Here is a 16,956-nt window from a genome sequence, read left to right on the forward strand (position 1 = left end):
GCTGCCGCCCCGTTTCCGCGTGTCCGGCGCGGGCCGTTCTCCAGCAACCTCCGATCGGAATTCCGGAGACGGTCGAGAGAACTCCGTGAGTCTGAGGATGTCCGTTCGAGCAGTGGTCGACACGATGTCGAAAGGTTCTCATGCCCGTGGAAAACAGCGATTCCCCGGCCTCGGCGTCCGGGCGGAACCTGCGGATCGCCACGCGCAGCCGCGCCGACAACTGGAAGAAACCCCCGCGCCGCATCGAGATCTCCGAGTGCATCACCTGCGACACGTGCCTGCGCAGCTGCCCGGAGGAGTTCGGCGCCATCTTCGACCGCGGCCTCGACGTCGTGATCATTCCCGAGCTGTGCTCGGGCTGCCCCTCCTGCGTACTGGAATGCCCCGTCGACTGCATCTACGTCGACGAGGACTGGAAGCCCACCGACGACGCGATGTGGAACCACATCGAACTCACCGCAGAAGGTGCCGCATGACCGAGTCCGCGCCGCGCGACCTCTCGCGTCGCAGTGCCAACGCCCGCAAGCGCCTCAGCCGCCGCCCCAGCCGGCTGGGCACCGTGGCCGGTGCCGCCGTCAAGCCGGACCGGGTGCGCGAGGAGGACGCCGGCTTCCCCGGCCTGCTCGCCGAGGTCTGGCGCAAGGCCGGCCGGGCCGCCGACACCCGGGCGGCCCTCGACGTCCTGCTCACCCTCGACGGCCGGGTCCCGGCCGAGGTCCAGCTGGGCGGCCTGCGCTCGGCGGACGCCGCCGCGCTGCGGATCGTGGCGGGCCTGGGCCGGGCCGAGCAGCACACCGGGGCCGACGACGACGCCGCCGCCGACGCCGCCGCGGACGGGCGCAGCGCGTTCCTCGGCGAGCTGGGCCTGACCACCAGCGGCCGGGTCGTGGTGCGGGTCCCCTCCCGCCCGCCGCTGGCCAAGCAGCACAAGCTGGTCTCCGGCGTGCTGCGGCTGGCCTGGACCGAGCAGCACCTGGCCGACTTCCAGCGCGAACTGGCCGCGGCCGAGCGGCGCTTCGCCGACGCCGCCGCGGACAGCCGCCGCTGGCTGGAGCGCCAGGGCCCGGAGGGCCGCGACGCGCTGCTCGCCCAGCTGACCGAGGCCGCCCAGCGCACCGCCCCGTTCATGCTGTACATCGAGGACAACCAGTACACGAACTTCCGGGACACCAACAACGTCACCGGCAAGACCCTGTGGCCCGGCCACCCGGACTGCGCCCTCAGCAGCCTGGTCGGCATGCCGCTGCAGCTGTGGTCCGACCACGACGCGATCATGATCGTCGGCATCGCGCTGCTGATCCGCTCGGCCGGCTACGGCCGGATCGAGGAGGCCAACGGCTCCCAGCTGACCCTGGACAACGTCGGCCAGCTGCTGGAGCGCACCCGCCGCACCTACAACGGCGCGCTCGGCGCCGAACGGATCCCCGCCGCCCCCTCCGAGGGCGTCGAGGACCTGATGGCGCTGGCCGAGGCGCTCGGCGCGCACCGGCCCGAGGTGGCCGGCAGCGTCCAGCTCTACCGGGAGATCCACGGCGCCCTGATCCACAAGGTGGAGAAGGCCGCCGCCCCGTACGGCGAGCGGGCCACCGCCCTGGACCGGGAGATCACCGAGCGGCTGCTGGGCGCGCTGCCGCTGACCGGCGGCTCGCTGGACGAGCTGCGCCCCGCGCCGGGCACCGACCCGCTCTGGCTGGCCCGCCCGCACGGCGCGTTCGGCACCGGGCTGGAGGCGGTCGTCCACGAGGCCGTCGCCGCGACCACCGACGCCCTGGACGCGGACTTCACCATGAGCCGCGGCCTGCGCTCGCTGCCCGCCCTGGTCCGCGCGCTGCGCGCGGAGGACTGGGACGGCATCACCAAGTGGGGCATCACCGACTTCTTCTGCTGCGTGGTGCCCTCCGCGGACGCCGCCCGGCACTTCGGCGGCTCGATCTCCTCGGTCGCCGACACCGCCTGGGCGATGTCCTCGCGGATGCAGTACAACTCCTGGCACTTCATCGCGGGCAACCTGCCGCGGACCGACGCGGTGCTGGGACGCGACCACTTCGTGCCCCCCGTCATCCCCGACATCGCGCACTTCTCCGACCAGCACCACCACGGCCACGTCAACAACATGGTCCGGTTCACCATCCGCAGCCCGCACGCGGTCGAGGTGCTCGGCCGGCGGTTCAACGGGTTCATGGACATGCGGGTGCTGCGCTGCGCCGGCACGCCGTTCACCGAGCAGGAGATGCTCGCCGTGCACAAGGTCTCCGGGTTCATCGCCCGGTCGACCTCGCAGGCGGCGGCCCTCGCCGAGCAGGGCGAGCAGGCCGAGGTCACCTCCTTCGACTCCGAGTGGCACTGGCGGAGCGTCACCGGCACCCCGGTCGAGGCGGCCGGCACCGGACGGCCGCGGCTGCGGGTCGCCTGAGCCGCCGGCCGCGCCCGTCCCCACCCTCCCGCCGAAAGGACGCCACGTGTTCTCCAGGTCATGGTCGACGCCCGCCGCCGAGGGCAGCGTCGGGACCGCCTCGTTCGTCGCCGGCCACGGCCTGTGGAACGCGGCGCAGGCCGCCGCGGCCGAGCGGATCGAGGCCGCCCTCGACGGGGTCGACTTCGTCCGCCTCGCCTTCGGCGACCCGCACGGCCTCGCCCGCTCCAAGACGCTGACCGCCCGGACCTTCCGCGGCGTGCTGCGCAACGGGATGAACTACAGCCCCGGCCCGTTCCTCAAGGACACCGCCTGCACCACCGCGGTGGACTACCGCGGCGAGCACGGCACGGGCGTCGAGGAGCTCGCGGGCCTGGGCAACTTCGTCCTGGTGCCCGACCCGCTGACCTTCCAGGTGCTGCCCGGCGGCGACGGGCCGGTCACCGCCTGGGTGGTCGGCGACGAGTACCTGCGCGACGGCACCCCGCACCCGCTGTCCTCGCGCGGCGTGCTGCACCGGGTGCTGGCCCGGTACGCGGAGCGGGGCCTGAGCCCGGTGCTCGGCCTGGAGGTCGAGTGGTACCTCAGCCGGCGGCTCGACGACGACCCGGGCAACGCGGGCAACGGCTTCGGCCGGCAGGGCCCGGCGCCCCGGGTCGCGGCGATGAACTCCGGCTACCAGTTCAACCTGGACAGCGCCTACGACACGGTGGCCCCGCTGACCGACCCGCTGGCCCTGGACCTGCTCGCGCTCGGCCTGCCGCTGCGCTCGATGGAGCACGAGATGGGCCCCGGGCAGGTGGAGACCACCTTCGACCCGATGTCCGCGCTGGACACCGCCGACGCGATGCTGCTGTTCCGCACCTTCACCAAGCAGTGGTGCGCCCGCCGCGGCCACCACGCCTCGTTCATGTCGCTGCCCGGCATCGAGGGCGCCGACCCCAGCGGCTGGCACCTCAACCAGTCCGTGCTGGAGGACGCCACCGGCCGCAACCTGTTCGGCGCCGAAGGGCTGTCGGCGGGCCTGTCGCCGGAGGGCAAGGCGTACGCCCAGGGCCTGCAGTCCTGGCTGCGCGAGCTGTTCCTGCTCTCCGTCCCCACCGTCAACGGCTACCACCGGCTCTCCGCGCAGCACGCCCTGTCGCCCACCCGGGTCGGGCTCAGCCTGGAGGACCGCACCGCGATGCTCCGGATGGTCGGCAGCGGCGCCGGCGCGCACCTGGAGAACCGGATCGGCGAACCCGCGGCCAACCCGTACCTGGCCGTCGCGGCCCAGCTGTTCGCCGGCCTGGAGGGGCTCGACGGCACCCCCGAGCCGGCCGGCGACGCGCAGCCCGGCGGCGGGTCGGACATCGTGCCGCAGTCGCTGCGCGAGGCGCTGGACGCCTTCGCCGCCGGCCGGGCCGATCGGCTGCTGGGCGCGCCGCTGGCCGCCTGCCTGGCCAAGCTCAAGGCGAGCGAGGCCGACCGCTACGAGGCGTGGGCCCGGCAGGCCGCCCCCGCGCCCGGGCAGGTCACCGAGTGGGAGCAGCGCGAGTACTTCGCCGCCTTCTGAGCGTCCGTCACTCCACCACAGAGGTAAGGCTGTCTCATGATTCCTCGTTTCACGCTCCCCGAGATGGCGGAGCTCTTCTCGGACGAGGCCCGGTACGAGACCTACGTCCGGGTCGAGATCCTGGCCACCGAGGCGCAGGTGCAGCTGGGCCGGGTGCCCGCGGCGGTGCTCGACGACATGCGGGCGGCCGCGGTGCCGCGGCCGGAGCGGGTCGCCGAGATCCAGCAGGACCGCGACCACGAGGTGCTCTCCTTCCTCACCGCGTACTGCGAGCAGATGCCGGAGTCCTCGGCCCGCTGGGTGCACCTCGGGATGACCAGCTACGACCTGGTGGACACCGCGCTGGGCCACACCCTGGGCCGGGCCGTCGACGTGCTGTCCGGCACCGCGCAGCGGCTGCGGACCGTGCTGGTCGACCGGTCCTTCGAGCACTGGGACACCGTGATGGTGGGCCGCACCCACGGCATCCACGCCGAGCCCACCACGCTGGGCCACAAGCTGGGCGGCTTCGCCTTCGCCGTCGACCGCTCGCTGCAGCGGCTGGCCGCGGCCCGCGAGGCGGTCGCGGTGGGCACCGTCTCCGGCTCGGTCGGCACGTACGCGCTGATCGACCCGGCGGTCGAGGAGTACGTGTGCGAGCGGCTCGGGCTGGGCATCGAGCTGTCCCCGACCCAGGTGGTCGCCCGCGACCGGCACGCCCAGCTGCTGCAGGCGGTGGCGGCGCTCGGCTCCTGCATCGAGCAGATCGCGCTGGAGCTGCGGCTGCTGCAGCGCACCGAGGTCCGCGAGGTCGAGGAGCGGCGGACGGCCGGCTACCAGGGCTCCAGCGCGATGCCGCACAAGGCCAACCCGACCGGCAGCGAGCTGCTGTGCGGCCTGGCCCGGCTGCTGCGCGGGTACGCGACCACCGCGCTGGAGAACGTCGCGCTGTGGCACGAGCGGGACCTCGCGCACCAGGCGGTGGAGAAGGTGCTGCTGCCCGACGCGCTGACCGTCGCCCACTACCAGGCCGCCAAGGCCGTCCAGCTGCTGGAGAACCTGGCCGTCGACGCGGGCCGGATGCGGGCCAACATCGCCGAGACCCACGGCCTGGTGTGCAGCTCCTCGGTGCTGGTGGAGCTGCTGGAGGCCGGGGTGGAGCGCGACCGGGCGTACCGGGCGGTGCAGGCCGCGGCCAAGCGGACCTCCGAGTACGGGCAGAACTTCGGCGAGGCCCTGCGCGAGGAGGGCATCGAGGCGGCCCCGCGCGAGCCGGAGGCCTTCCTGGTCAACCATCATGTGATCCACAAGCGCTTGGAGATGCTTCGTGACCGGGTCGAATGACCTTGGAAGCCCCTCCGGGCCGCCGCACACTGGCCATCGTCCCCCCGCCGAACCCACCACCGGAGTCCGAACATGAGCTGGTCCGATCACCTCTCCGCCGTCCTCGAGGACGAGCACGTGCGGCTCACCCCGATCAGCGAGGCGGACCGGGCCGGCATCCGGGCCGTGGCCCTCGACCCGGAGATCTGGCGGTACTTCACCGTGGTCGTCGGCGACTCCGACTTCGACGGGTTCTTCGACTCCAACCTCGCCGAGCACACCGCCGGGCGCCGCGCCGTCTACGTCATCACCGACCTGCGCAGCGGCCGGGTCGCGGGCAGCATGAGCCTGCTCGGCTTCGCCGAGAAGGACCGCCGGCTGGAGATCGGGGCGTCCTGGCTGGGCCACGACTTCCGCGGCAAGGGCATCAACCACTGGGCGAAGCTGCTGCTGCTGCGGCACGCCTTCGAGGTGCTGGAGGCCGAGCGGGTCGAGTTCAAGACCGACGAGCTGAACGTCCAGGCCCGCAAGGGGCTGCGCAACATCGGCGCCACCGAGGAGGGCGTGCTGCGCAGCTTCAACTACATGCCGGGCGGGCGCCGCCGGGACGCGGTCTTCTACAGCATCCTGCGCGCCGAGTGGCCGGGCGTGCGCGAGGCGCTGGCCGCCGGACCGAAGAAGGCGGCCGCCGCGGTATGAGCGTCACCCACGTCCGGGCCGCCGGCTCCCCCCGGGAGCTGGGGCGGGCCCACGGCGAAGCGGTCGCGGCCGGGCTGCGCGCCTTCCTCGACGACGGGCTGGCCCGGCTGGGCCGGCTGGTCGACGAGCCGGTGACGCTGGCCGGGCTGCGGCCCACCATCGCCGACTACCGGGCCGAGATCACCGCCGCGCTGCCCGACCTCGCCGAGGAGGTCGCGGGCCTGGCCGAGGGCGCCGGGATCTCCGAGGAGGAGGCCTGGCTGCTGCAGCTGCGCCGCGAGGTGATGAGCCACCACCGGGTGCCCACCGGGGGGGACTGCACCACCTACGCACGCACCGGCCCGGGCACCCGGCCGGTGCTGGCGCAGACCGTCGACCTGAACGCGGACCTGGACTCCCACCTCGAGGTGGTGCACCTGGCCCGGGCCGGCTCGCCGCGCCGGGTGCTGGTGATCGGCTTCGCCGGCCTGCTCGGCTACCTGGGCCTCAACAGCGACGGGCTGGCGATCGGCATCAACCTGGTCACCGACGGCCGCTGGCGCCCGGGCGTCACCCCGTACCTGGCGATCCGCCACCTGCTGGACGAGGCCGCCGACGTGGACGGGGCGCTGAAGCTGCTGTCCGGCCTGACCCTCTCCAGCTCCCGCAACCTGGTCCTGGCCGACCGGGAGCGGGCGGTCAGCGTCGAACTGCAGGGCACCGGGCTGCGGTTGAACGAGCACGCCTCGCGGGAGGCCGTCCACACCAACCACTACCTGCACCCGGACTTCGTCCCGGCCGACCGGCAGAGCGCCTTCGACCGGATCTCCTCCGACGGGCGGCTGGCCGCGGCGGCCGACGGGCTGGCCGGGCTGGACCCGCGGGCCGGGGCCGAGGAGCACTTCGCGGTGCTCTCCCGCCCGCCGGTGTGCATCGCCGACCACGGCGACTTCCGGATCGAGCGGACGGTGGCGAGCGTGGTGATGTTCCCCGCGGAGGGCGAGCTGCACCTGCGCCCCGGCGACCCGAACCGCTCCGCGACCCGGGTGTACACGGTCTGAGCCGGCGCTGTACCGGGGCTCGACCGCGCGTCGGTAGCGTCGGCGCGACCGCCACGACACGGGCCGTGCAGGACCTTTCGGGGGAGGCATGAGTCAGCTCCAGGCACCAGCCCTGCTGGAACCGTACGCACCCGTCCCGGCCGGCCCCGGCCGGGACGCGCTCCGCCCGCTGCCCGGGGTGATCGGGCGGCGGATCCTGGTGGTGGACGGCGGCGGCGACGACGCGCTGGCCGACCAGCTGCGCCGGCACGGCCACGACCCGGTGGGCGTGCGGCAGGGCGGGGCGGCCCTGCAGGCGTACGGGAGCGCCGACCTGGTGCTGCTCGACCTCGACCTGCCCGACCTGGACGGCCTGGAGGTCTGCCGGGCGATCCGGGCGACCAGCCGCGTCCCGGTGATCATCCTGACCGCCCGGCAGTCCGAGATCGACTGCGTGCTGGGCCTGCAGGCCGGCGCGGACGACTACGTCACCAAGCCCTACCGGTTCCGCGAGCTGGCGGCCCGGATCGAGGCGGCGATGCGCCGCACCCGGTGGCAGCCGCTGGCCGCGGGGGCCCAGGAGATCCGGCACGGCCGGCTGCGGATCGACGTCGGCTCGCGCGAGGTGAGCGTGGGCGGGGCGCGGGTCCCGCTCACCCGCAAGGAGTTCGACCTGCTGTGCCTGCTGGCCCAGCACCCGGACACCGTGGTGCCCCGCAAGCAGCTGCTCCAGCAGGTGTGGGGCGGCTCCTGGTCGCGGCGCACCGTCGACACCCACGTCAGCAGCCTGCGCGGCAAGCTGGGCGGCAGCGGCTGGATCGTGACCGTCCGGGGCGTCGGCTTCATGCTGGGCGAGGGGTAGCGGCGCCGCACCCTCCGGCACCCGTCCCTCCCCGCCCCCCGCACCCCCCGGGCCCCGCCGGCCCGGGGGGTGCTCCGCGTTCCGGCTCCCCGAGCGGTCCTTCACGGCGTTTCCACCGGGATCCGAGCACTGGTTGAGCGCCGCCGTCGACCGTGGCGGGACCAGCCCGACTCGCGGAGCGGAGTGCCCCTGTGTCCAGCGGACGTATCGAAGTGTGCCTCGTCGGCGCCGGACCGCGCGGACTGTCCGTACTCGAACGGATCTGTGCGCAGGAACGCCGCGCCCCCCGGTGGGACCGGCTCACCGTGCACGTCGTCGACCCGGACCCGCCGGGCGCCGGCCGGGTCTGGCGGCCCTCGCAGTCCCGCCACCTGCTGATGAACACCGTCGCCTCGCAGGTCACCGTCTACACCGACGCCAGCGTCGCCATCGCCGGGCCGCTCGAGGAGGGGCCGAGCCTGTACCAGTGGGCCAAGGCCCTGGGGCCGAGCGCGCTCACCCCCGGCACGGGCGAGCCCTACGACGACGAGACCCTCGCCGAGGCCCGCGACCTCGGCCCGGACACCTACCCCACCCGCGCGCTCTACGGCCAGTACCTGTCCTGGGTGTTCCGGCAGGTCACGGCGGGCGCCGCCGCGCACACCGAGGTGCGGGTGCACGCCGCGCGCGCCGTGGCCCTGCACGACGGGGGACCGGACGGCGCCCAGAGCGTGCAGCTCGCCGACGGAACCCTGCTCACCGGCCTGGACGCCGTGGTGCTGGCCCAGGGCCACGTCGACCTGGTCGCCTCCGACACCGAGCGGCGCCTGGCGGACTTCGCCGCCCGGCACGGCCTGACCTACCTCGCCCCGGCCAACCCGGCCGACGCCGACCTGTCCGGGGTGCGGCCGGGCCAGACCGTGCTGCTGCGCGGCCTGGGCCTGAACTTCTTCGACTACCTGGCGCTGTTCACGCACGCCCGCGGCGGCGTGTTCGAACGGGTCGGCGGCCGGCTGGTCTACCGGCCCTCCGGCCACGAGCCGCGGCTGTACGCCGGCTCCCGCCGCGGGGTGCCGCACCAGGCGCGCGGCGACAACGAGAAGGGCCCGCACGGCCGCTACCGCCCCCGGCTGCTCACCGTCGAGCACGTCGCCGGGCTGCGCGAGCGGGTCCGCCGCGGGCAGCCGGTCCGGTTCGCCGCCGAGCTGTGGCCGCTGGTCTCCAAGGAGGTGCGCACCGTCTACTACGAGACCCTGCTGGCCGGCCGCGCCCCGGCCGGGGCCGCCGCCGTATTCGCCGAGGACTTCCTGCGGGCCGGCTCCGACGCCGAGGAGGACCGGCTGCTGGACGCGGCCGGGATCGCCCCCGCCGAGCGCTGGGACTGGGACCTGGTCGCCCACCCGCACGCCGGCCGGACCTTCGCCGGCCTCGCCGAGTTCCGCGCCTGGCTGCGCGACTACCTCGACGAGGACGTCCGCCGGGCCCGCCAGGGCAACCTCAGCGGCCCGTTCAAGGCCGCCCTGGACGTCCTGCGGGACCTGCGCAACGAACTGCGGATCGCCGTCGACCACGCCGGACTGGACGCCGACTCGCACCGCGACGAGCTGGACCGCTGGTACACCCCGCTCAACGCCTACCTGTCGATCGGCCCGCCGGCCTCCCGGATCGAGGAGCTGGCCGCCCTGATCGACGCCGGCGTCCTGGACGTCGTCGGCCCCGCCCCGCGGATCACCGCCGACGAGCGCACCGGCCGCTTCACCGCCACATCCACCGCCGTCCCCGACCTGGACGTCCGGGCCGAGGTGCTGATCGAGGCCCGGCTGCCCGAGACCGACCTGCGCCGCACCGCCGACCCGCTGATGCGCCACCTGCTGCTCACCGGCCGGGCCGCCCCGCACCGGGTGCCCGGCACCGGCGGCACGTCCTACGAGACCGGCGGCCTGGCCGTCTCCGAGCGGCCCTACCACCTGCTGGACGCCCGGGGCGTCCCGCACCCGCGGCGCTTCGCCTACGGTGTCCCCACCGAGGCCGTGCACTGGGTGACGGCCGCCGGCATCCGCCCCGGGGTCGGCTCCGTCACCCTCGAGGACTCCGACGCCATCGCCGCCGCGGTCCTCGCCCTGCCCGCCCGGCCGGACGCCCGGGCGGCCGCCGCGGCCGCCACCGGGACGGGGGGCGGCGCGTGAGCGCGGACCGGCCGGCCGACGGCTTCCAGGACGCGGGCCTGCTCTCCCCGGTCCGGGCCGGCACCCCCGTCGAGGCGGCCGTCGGCGACGGGGCCTGGCTGCAGGCGATGCTCGACGCCGAGGCCGCCCTGGCCCGCGCCCAGGCCCGCTGCGGGACCGTCCCGGCCGCGGCCGCCGCCGCGATCGGCGCGGCCGCCCGGGCCGAGCACCTGGACGTGCGCGCGCTGGCGCTGGCCGCCCGGGAGACCGCCAACCCGGTGGTCGGCCTGGTCAAGGCGCTGACCGCGGTGGTGGCGGCCCGCTCGCCCGAGGCCGCCGAGTACGTGCACCGGGGCTCCACCAGCCAGGACGTCTTCGACACCGGCGCGATGCTGGTCGCGGCCCGCGCCCTGCGCCTGATCACCGCCGACCTGCGGGCCGCGGCCGACGCCCTGGGCGAGCTGGCCGCCGAGCACCGGGACACCCCGATGGCCGGCCGCACCCTCGCCCTGCACGCCGTGCCCACCACCTTCGGACTGAAGGCGGCCGGCTGGCGCCTGCTGGTCCTGGAATCCGCCGACCGCCTGGAGCGCCTCGCCGCGACCGGGCTGCCGGTCTCGCTGGGCGGCGCGGCCGGCACCCTGGCCGGCTACCTCCAGTACGCCGGGCCGGACGCCGACCCGGCCGACCTGCTGGAACGCCTGGTCGCCGGGTTCGCCGCGGAGACCGGGCTGGCCGTCCCGGTGCTGCCCTGGCACGCGCTGCGCACCCCGGTCGCCGACCTCGGCGCGGCGCTCGCGCACACCGCCGGCGCGCTGGGCAAGATCGCCGCCGACGTGCTGGTGCTGGCCCGCACCGAGATCGGCGAGGTGGCCGAACCCGGCGGCGCGGGCCGCGGCGCCTCCTCGGCGATGCCGCACAAGCGCAACCCCGTGCTGGCCACCCTGATCCGCTCGGCCGCGCTCCAGGTGCCCGCGCTCGCCTCGGTGCTGGTCCAGTGCCTGCCGCACGAGGACGAGCGCTCGGCCGGGGTGTGGCACGCCGAGTGGCAGCCGCTGCGCGAGTGCCTGCGGCTGACCGGCGGCGCGGCGCACACCGCGGTGGAACTGGTCCGCGGCCTGGCCGTCCACCCCGACCGGATGCGGACCAACCTGGCCGCGACCGGCGGCCTGCTGGTCTCCGAACGCGTCTCGGCCGCGCTGGCCCCCCGGCTGGGCAAGGCCGCCGCCCGGGACCTGCTGACCGCGGCCTCGGCCCGGGCGGCCGGCACCGGCCGCCCGCTGGCCGAGGTCCTCGCCGAAACCCCCGAGGCCGCCGGCGCGTTCACCCCCGCCGAACTGGCCGCCCTGCTCGACCCGACCGGGTACACCGGCCTGGCCGGCCCGCTGGTCGACCGGGCGCTGGCCGCCGGCGGTGCCCGGCCGGGCCCGCCGACCGGGAAGGACACCCCGTGAGCGCCCCCGTCACCGCCCCGCCGGGCCCGGTCCGGCCGGGCCCGCCCGCCCCCGACCCGCTGCGCTGGTGGGCACTGGCCGTGATCGCCGCCGCCCAGCTGACCGTGCTGCTGGACGGCACCATCGTCAACATCGCGCTGCCCTCGGCCCAGCGGGACCTGGGCCTGAGCGACGGCAGCCGGCAGTGGGTCGTCACCGCCTACACCCTGGCGCTGGGCGGCCTGCTGCTGCTCGGCGGCCGGGTGGTCGACGTCGTCGGCCGCAAGCGCGCCTTCGTCACCGGGCTGATCGGCTTCGCCGCGGCCTCGGCGCTGGGCGGCGCGGCCACCGTCCCCGCCGCCCTGCTGGCCGCCCGGGCCGCACAGGGCGCCTTCGCGGCGCTGCTGACCCCCTCGGCGATCTCGCTGGTGGTGGCGACCTTCACCGAGCCCGGCGAGCGCGGCCGGGCCTTCGGGGTGCTGGGCGCGATCTCCGGGGCCGGCTCGGCCGGCGGGCTGATCGCGGGCGGCCTGCTCACCGAGTACCTGGACTGGCGCTGGTGCATGTACGTGAACGTGCCGATCGCGCTGGCCGCCGTCGCGGCCGGGCTGCGGGTGCTGCGCGACCCCGGCGGCCGGGGGCCGGTCCGGCTGGACGTGCCGGGGGCGCTGCTGGGCTGCGGCGGGCTGACCGTGCTGGTGCTCGGCTTCGCCCGGGCCGAGGGCTCCGGCTGGACCAGCCCGCCGGTGGGCGCCGCGTTCGCGGCCGGCGCCGTCCTGCTGGCCCTGTTCGCGCTCCGGCAGACCCGGGCGGCGCACCCGCTGGTCCCGCCCCGGCTGGTCCGGGACCGGGCCCGGGCGGGCGCCCTGGCGGTGGCCGCGCTCGGCATGGTGGGCGTCTTCGGCCTGCTGCTGTTCCTGACCTACTACCTGCAGGTGGTGCGCGGCGACTCGGCGGTGGCCGCCGGGGTGTCGATCCTGCCGCTGACGGTGGGGATGACCGCCGGGGTGATGCTGGGGGCGCGGCTGGCCGGGCGGCTGGCCCCGTGCCGGACGGTGGTGCCGGGCCTGCTGGTGGCCGCGGCGGGCGTCGCCCTGCTGGCCCTGGTCGACACCGGCTCCTCGTACCCGGCGCAGGTGCTGCCCGCGCTGCTGCTGGCCGGCCTCGGGATGGGCAGCACCTCGATGACCTGCATGGTGGTGGCCACCGCGATGGTGGCGCCCGCGGACTCCGGCGCGGCCTCGGCGCTGTACACCACCGCCCAGCAGATCGGCGGCTCGGTCGGCACGGCGGTGCTCAACACCGTCGCCGCCGAGGCCGCCGCCCGCCACCTCGCGGCCGGCGCGGACCGGGCCCAGAGCACGGTGTACGGGTTCACCACCGCGCTGTGGGGGGTGGTCGTCCTGCTGGTGCTCACCGCGCTGGGCACCGGCCTCCTGGTCGGGGGCCCGCTCCGGCGCGGCGCCGCCCGCACTCCCTGACCCCCGTTCCGAAGGCTCGAAAGGACGTATCCCCGATGACCCGACCCGTGGTGGCGATCACGGCCGACACGGCCCTGCTCACCTACACCATCTGGAAGGACGTGCCGATCGCCGCGCTGCCGCTGGCCTACATCGAGAAGGTGGTGGCGGCCGGCGGCGTCCCGCTGCTGACCCTGCCGGAGCCCGGGGCGGTCGCGGAGGTGGTGGAGCGGGCCGACGCGCTGCTGCTGACCGGCGGCCAGGACATCGAGCCGGTCCGGTACGGGGCCGAGCCGCACCCGCGCACCCTGCCGCCGTTCCCGGCCCGCGACGAGGCCGAGCTGGCCGCCCTGGCGGTGGCCGAGCGCCGCGGCATCCCGGTGCTGGGGATCTGCCGGGGCCTGCAGCTGATCTCCACCGTCCGGGGCGGCACGCTGCACCAGCACCTGCCCGAGCACTCGCCGGCCGTCCCCGGCCAGTACGACGCCCGCCGGATCCGGATCGCCCCCGACTCCCGGCTCGGCGCGGCCGTCGGCGCCTCGGCGACCGTGCACTGCCACCACCACCAGGGCATCGACCGGCTGGGGGCGGGCCTGGTCGCCACCGCCTGGTCCGCGGACGGAGTGGTCGAGGCGGCCGAGGACCCGACGGCGCGCTTCGTGGTGGGCGTGCAGGCGCACGCCGAGATGGGCGAGGACACCGACCCGCTGTTCGCGGCCTTCGTCGAGGCGGCCCGGGCCGGGGCCCGCGAGCGGGCCGGGGTCTGAGCCCCGGGCCCGGACGTGCGGAAGGGGCGGTTGCGACCGGGTCGCAACCGCCCCTCCGCATAAGGGAACTGACGGGACGTCAGGCCGAGGGCCAGCGCTCCAGCTTGCTGTAGGCCGGCACCCAGACGTCGTTGTAGAGGCCGCGGACCGGCGGCGGCAGGATCCCGAGGATCGCCTCGGTGTTCTGCTGGCTGGTGCCGTCGAGCAGCCACGGCAGGTAGCGCGGGGTGCCCTCGCCGATCCGCGCGGTGTGCGCCTGGCCGAAGCCCTGCAGCAGCTGCGGGGTGGCCACCGAGTCGATCAGCGGCAGGGCCGCCTCCTCCTCGTGCTTGAAGTGGCCGGTCAGGCCGGTGACCAGGGCGTCGACCAGGTCGCCGAGCTCGGCCGCGCGGGCCGGGTCGGCCAGCACGGCGTCCACCCCGTCGAGCAGCGGGTCGATGGTGGCGTGCTCGGCCTCCATCGCCTCGACGACCGCCAGGTCCGCGGGGCGCTCGGCGAGGGCCTCGCGGACCTGCGGCCACAGCGCGTCGTCCTCGGCGCCGTGGTGCACGTGCAGGTACTGCTTGAACATCTCCCAGCCGGCCGCGGCGGCCACCAGGCGGCGCGGATCGTCGGTGGTGCGGGCCGTGGTCTTGGCGAGGAGCTCGAGCTCGCGGCGCAGCGCGTCGTGGATCACGAACATCATCGTGAAGTCGTGCTTGAACGTCGTGGTCATGGGCCTTTTCTCCCTCGATCCGGAGGCCAGGGGCCTGCCGGGGCCGACCGGCGTCGGACCCCGACCGAAGTTCCTTGCCCCGGTGGCGAGTTGACGCACACACCGGGACGCCCCTCCACGATAGGCGGACCGGCCTGGGACCCGGACCGGATTCGAGCCGTCCTCAAGCGGCCCCGAACCAGCGCTCGAGCGCGGCTCGAAGCGGGGCGTCGTCCGGCTGCACCCAGGCGACGTACCCGTCCGGGCGGACCAGCAGCGCGGCGGGGGCGTCCGGGCGGTCGGCCTCGCCCTCGGTCCAGTCCGCGGTGGTGACGTCGACCCGGTCCGCCCAGGGCGCGGCGGTGGCCCGCAGCCCGTCGGCGTCCGCGGCGGCGGAGGTGACCAGCAGCACGCCGCGGGCCGGCTTCAGCAGGTCGCGCACGGTGGCCGGGCTGCCGTCGGCGAGCTTGAGCCGGATGTCCGGCCGCAGCCGCAGGCCCAGCTGCGGGTGGCTGCCCGCGCCCATGTCGTAGCGCACGTCGAGGCCGCTGACCTGGCCGGCCAGGTGGCGGGCGACCGCCGGGTCCTGGACCAGTTCCTGCAGGACGGCGCGCAGCGGCTCCATCTCCTCGCCGCTGAGGTAGAGCTTGGTCTGCGCCCGGGTGTTGCGCATGAGCAGCTCGCCCACCGGGTGCCGCTCGGACTGGAAGGTGTCCAGCAGCCCCTCGGGCGCCCGGCCGTTGATCGCGGCGGCCAGCTTCCAGCCGAGGTTGGCGGCGTCCTGGACGCCCACGCTCATGCCCTGCGCACCGGCCGGCATGTGGATGTGGGTGGCGTCGCCGGCCAGGAAGACCCGGCCGCGGCGGTACTCGGCGGCCTGCCGGGTGGTGTCGGTGAAGGAGCTGACCCAGCGCACCTCCGCGTGGTGCAGGGACTCGCCGGTCATCTCCTGCCAGGCGTCGGCGATGGTGGCGAAGGTCAGGCCGCTCTTGTCCTCCGGCGGGCGCAGCGCCTCGTTGTGGATGACGATCCGGTCGACGCCGTTCTCCAGGTTGAACGCCATCACCATGCCGCCGGGCACCCGCTCGCCGATCGGCCGCTGGCGGACGTTCGCGCCGACCACGTCGGCCATGTACATCCCGCGGGTGGGCTCCCAGCCGGGGAAGTCGATGCCGGCCAGGCGGCGCACGAGGCTGCGCGCCCCGTCGCAGCCCACCAGGTACTGCGCGCTCTCCTCGCCGGGGCCGTCCGGCCCCCGGTACTCGACGACGACGCCGTCGCCGGTCTCCCGGAAGCCGAGCACCTCGTGCCCGCGGCGGACCTCGACGCCCAGCTCCTTCAGCCAGGACTCGAGGATCTCCTCGGTCCGGAACTGCGGGATGCCTCGCACGCTGAAGTGGTTGTCGTCGAGCTTGGAGAAGTCGATCCGCACGCCGCCGAAGTGGCCCTGCGCCCACTCGACGTCGCCGAAGCGCTCCAGCAGGCCGCGCTGGTCGAACACCTCGGCGGCGCGCCGGGTGAAGCCGACCCCGCGGGACTCCCCGCTGGGGGCGGGCAGCTTCTCGAACACGACGACGTCCGCGCCGCCCAGTCGCAGTTCGCCGGCGAGCATCAGACCGACCGGTCCGGCGCCGACGATGATCGCGCCCTTTGCCATCAGGTAACTCCTCGAGCAGCAGTGGAAGTCAGGCGAAGAATTCGAGCAGGTACCGGGCGATCAGCTCCGGCTCCTCCTCGGGGAAGTAGTGCACCGAGTCGGCCGCCCGCTCCACCCGCACATCCTCGGCGAGGGTGGGCAGCAGGTGCTGGAAGTACTCGTAGGTGTGCCGGGAGCCGATGCCCAGCAGCGGGGCGGTGATCGTCCCGTAGGTCTTGCGGTCCTCGATGTCCTGCGGGTAGGCGCGGTACCAGCCGCAGGCCGCGCGGATCCGGTCCGGGGTGTCGTAGGCGGCGGCGTACACCGCCCGGTCGAGGTCGCCGACCAGCGACTGGTCGGCGAGGGCGTGGCCGAACAGCCAGTCGATGACCTGGCGCATGTGCCCGGCGTAGAGCACCTCGGGCAGGTCGAGGGCCTGGTTGAACGACCACCACCAGCGGGAGATGCCGGTGCCGGGGCGGGCCAGCAGCTTCAGGCCGTAGTAGCTCTCGTCCGGGTGCGGGGTGTCCATCATGGCGACCTTGCGGGTCAGCTTCGGGTGGTTGGCCGCGAAGCTGAAGGCCACCATCGAGCCCATGTCGTGCCCGGCGATGTTGACGTCCTCGTAGCCGAGGTGCTCGACCAGGGCGGCGATGTCGGCGGCCATCGTCTTCTTGTCGTAGCCGCCCTCGGGGCGGTCCGAGCCGCCCATGCCGCGCAGGTCGACGGCGAACACCCGGAACCGCTCGGCGAGCGCCGGCAGCACCTTGTGCCAGGCCCACCAGGTCTGCGGGTAGCCGGGCAGCAGGACCAGCGGCTCGCCGCTGCCGCCCTCCACGTAGTGCAGCCGGGTGCCGTTGACCTCGGCGTGCCGGCTGGTGAAGCCGCCGGGCAGGGACCGCGCCAGTTCCTCGTCGGTGGGGACGGCCTGGCCGTGCTCCGCTGTCATCTCCAAGTTCCCTTTCTCGGGGG

At 75.2% G+C, this 16,956-nt stretch carries 14 protein-coding genes; 11 read left to right on the forward strand and 3 right to left on the reverse strand.

What is annotated here, in order from left to right; genetic code table 11:
• The first annotated feature begins 146 nt into the window (after positions 1–146).
• From IH44_RS0114870 to IH44_RS0114920, 11 genes are all read left to right on the forward strand, one after another.
• Positions 147–476 carry a 4Fe-4S dicluster domain-containing protein gene (locus IH44_RS0114870; protein ID WP_198544992.1) on the forward strand — a complete coding sequence of 110 codons (330 nt, stop codon included), beginning with the start codon at positions 147–149 and terminating at the stop codon, positions 474–476.
• Complete coding sequence (locus IH44_RS0114875) at positions 473–2,413, forward strand: hypothetical protein (RefSeq protein WP_030460012.1); 1,941 nt, start codon at positions 473–475, stop codon at positions 2,411–2,413. The genes IH44_RS0114870 and IH44_RS0114875 overlap by 4 nt, the downstream gene beginning before the upstream one ends.
• A gap of 46 nt (positions 2,414–2,459) precedes the next feature.
• Complete coding sequence (locus IH44_RS0114880) at positions 2,460–3,968, forward strand: glutamine synthetase family protein (protein WP_030460013.1); 1,509 nt, start codon at positions 2,460–2,462, stop codon at positions 3,966–3,968.
• A 36-nt stretch (positions 3,969–4,004) separates the two neighbouring features.
• Entirely contained in the window at positions 4,005–5,291 is a 1,287-nt protein-coding gene (purB, locus tag IH44_RS0114885) for an adenylosuccinate lyase (protein ID WP_035955144.1), read from the forward strand.
• Positions 5,292–5,363: 72 nt separating this feature from the next.
• Entirely contained in the window at positions 5,364–5,969 is a 606-nt protein-coding gene (locus IH44_RS0114890; protein ID WP_030460015.1) for a GNAT family N-acetyltransferase, read from the forward strand.
• Positions 5,966–7,009 carry a C45 family peptidase gene (locus IH44_RS0114895; RefSeq protein ID WP_030460016.1) on the forward strand — a complete coding sequence of 348 codons (1,044 nt, stop codon included), beginning with the start codon at positions 5,966–5,968 and terminating at the stop codon, positions 7,007–7,009. Before IH44_RS0114890 ends, IH44_RS0114895 begins: the two co-directional genes overlap by 4 nt.
• An 88-nt stretch (positions 7,010–7,097) precedes the next feature.
• The gene (locus IH44_RS0114900) at positions 7,098–7,850 is read left to right on the forward strand and encodes a response regulator transcription factor (protein ID WP_081966900.1); all 753 of its coding nucleotides are present in this window, start codon (positions 7,098–7,100) and stop codon (positions 7,848–7,850) included.
• 191 nt (positions 7,851–8,041) lie between these two features.
• Positions 8,042–10,015 (forward strand): FAD/NAD(P)-binding domain-containing protein, encoded by a 1,974-nt coding sequence (locus IH44_RS0114905; RefSeq protein WP_035955146.1) that lies wholly within the window; start codon positions 8,042–8,044, stop codon positions 10,013–10,015.
• Positions 10,012–11,448 (forward strand): 3-carboxy-cis,cis-muconate cycloisomerase, encoded by a 1,437-nt coding sequence (gene pcaB / locus IH44_RS0114910; protein WP_035955147.1) that lies wholly within the window; start codon positions 10,012–10,014, stop codon positions 11,446–11,448. The genes IH44_RS0114905 and pcaB overlap by 4 nt, the downstream gene beginning before the upstream one ends.
• A complete protein-coding gene (locus IH44_RS0114915; RefSeq protein WP_051816916.1) occupies positions 11,445–12,908 on the forward strand; it encodes an MFS transporter in 1,464 nt (487 codons plus the stop codon). The genes pcaB and IH44_RS0114915 overlap by 4 nt, the downstream gene beginning before the upstream one ends.
• A gap of 35 nt (positions 12,909–12,943) precedes the next feature.
• On the forward strand, positions 12,944–13,654 hold the full coding sequence (locus IH44_RS0114920) for a gamma-glutamyl-gamma-aminobutyrate hydrolase family protein (protein WP_030460021.1): 711 nt from the start codon (positions 12,944–12,946) through the stop codon (positions 13,652–13,654).
• 79 nt (positions 13,655–13,733) lie between these two features.
• Here the strand turns inward: IH44_RS0114920 and IH44_RS0114925 are convergent, their stop codons facing one another.
• The 3 genes from IH44_RS0114925 to IH44_RS0114935 all read right to left on the reverse strand — a co-directional run bounded on the left by IH44_RS0114925 (position 13,734) and on the right by IH44_RS0114935 (position 16,933).
• Positions 13,734–14,369: a hemerythrin domain-containing protein gene (locus tag IH44_RS0114925; protein WP_030460022.1), complete on the reverse strand. Its 636-nt coding sequence runs from the start codon at positions 14,367–14,369 to the stop codon at positions 13,734–13,736.
• A 163-nt stretch (positions 14,370–14,532) separates the two neighbouring features.
• A complete protein-coding gene (locus IH44_RS0114930; protein ID WP_030460023.1) occupies positions 14,533–16,005 on the reverse strand; it encodes an FAD-dependent monooxygenase in 1,473 nt (490 codons plus the stop codon).
• Between the two features lie 28 nt (positions 16,006–16,033).
• Positions 16,034–16,933: an alpha/beta fold hydrolase gene (locus IH44_RS0114935; RefSeq protein WP_030460024.1), complete on the reverse strand. Its 900-nt coding sequence runs from the start codon at positions 16,931–16,933 to the stop codon at positions 16,034–16,036.
• Positions 16,934–16,956 lie beyond the last annotated feature (23 nt).

It is taken from the genome of Kitasatospora sp. NRRL B-11411 (assembly GCF_000721345.1).
Lineage (GTDB): Bacteria > Actinomycetota > Actinomycetes > Streptomycetales > Streptomycetaceae > Kitasatospora > Kitasatospora cineracea.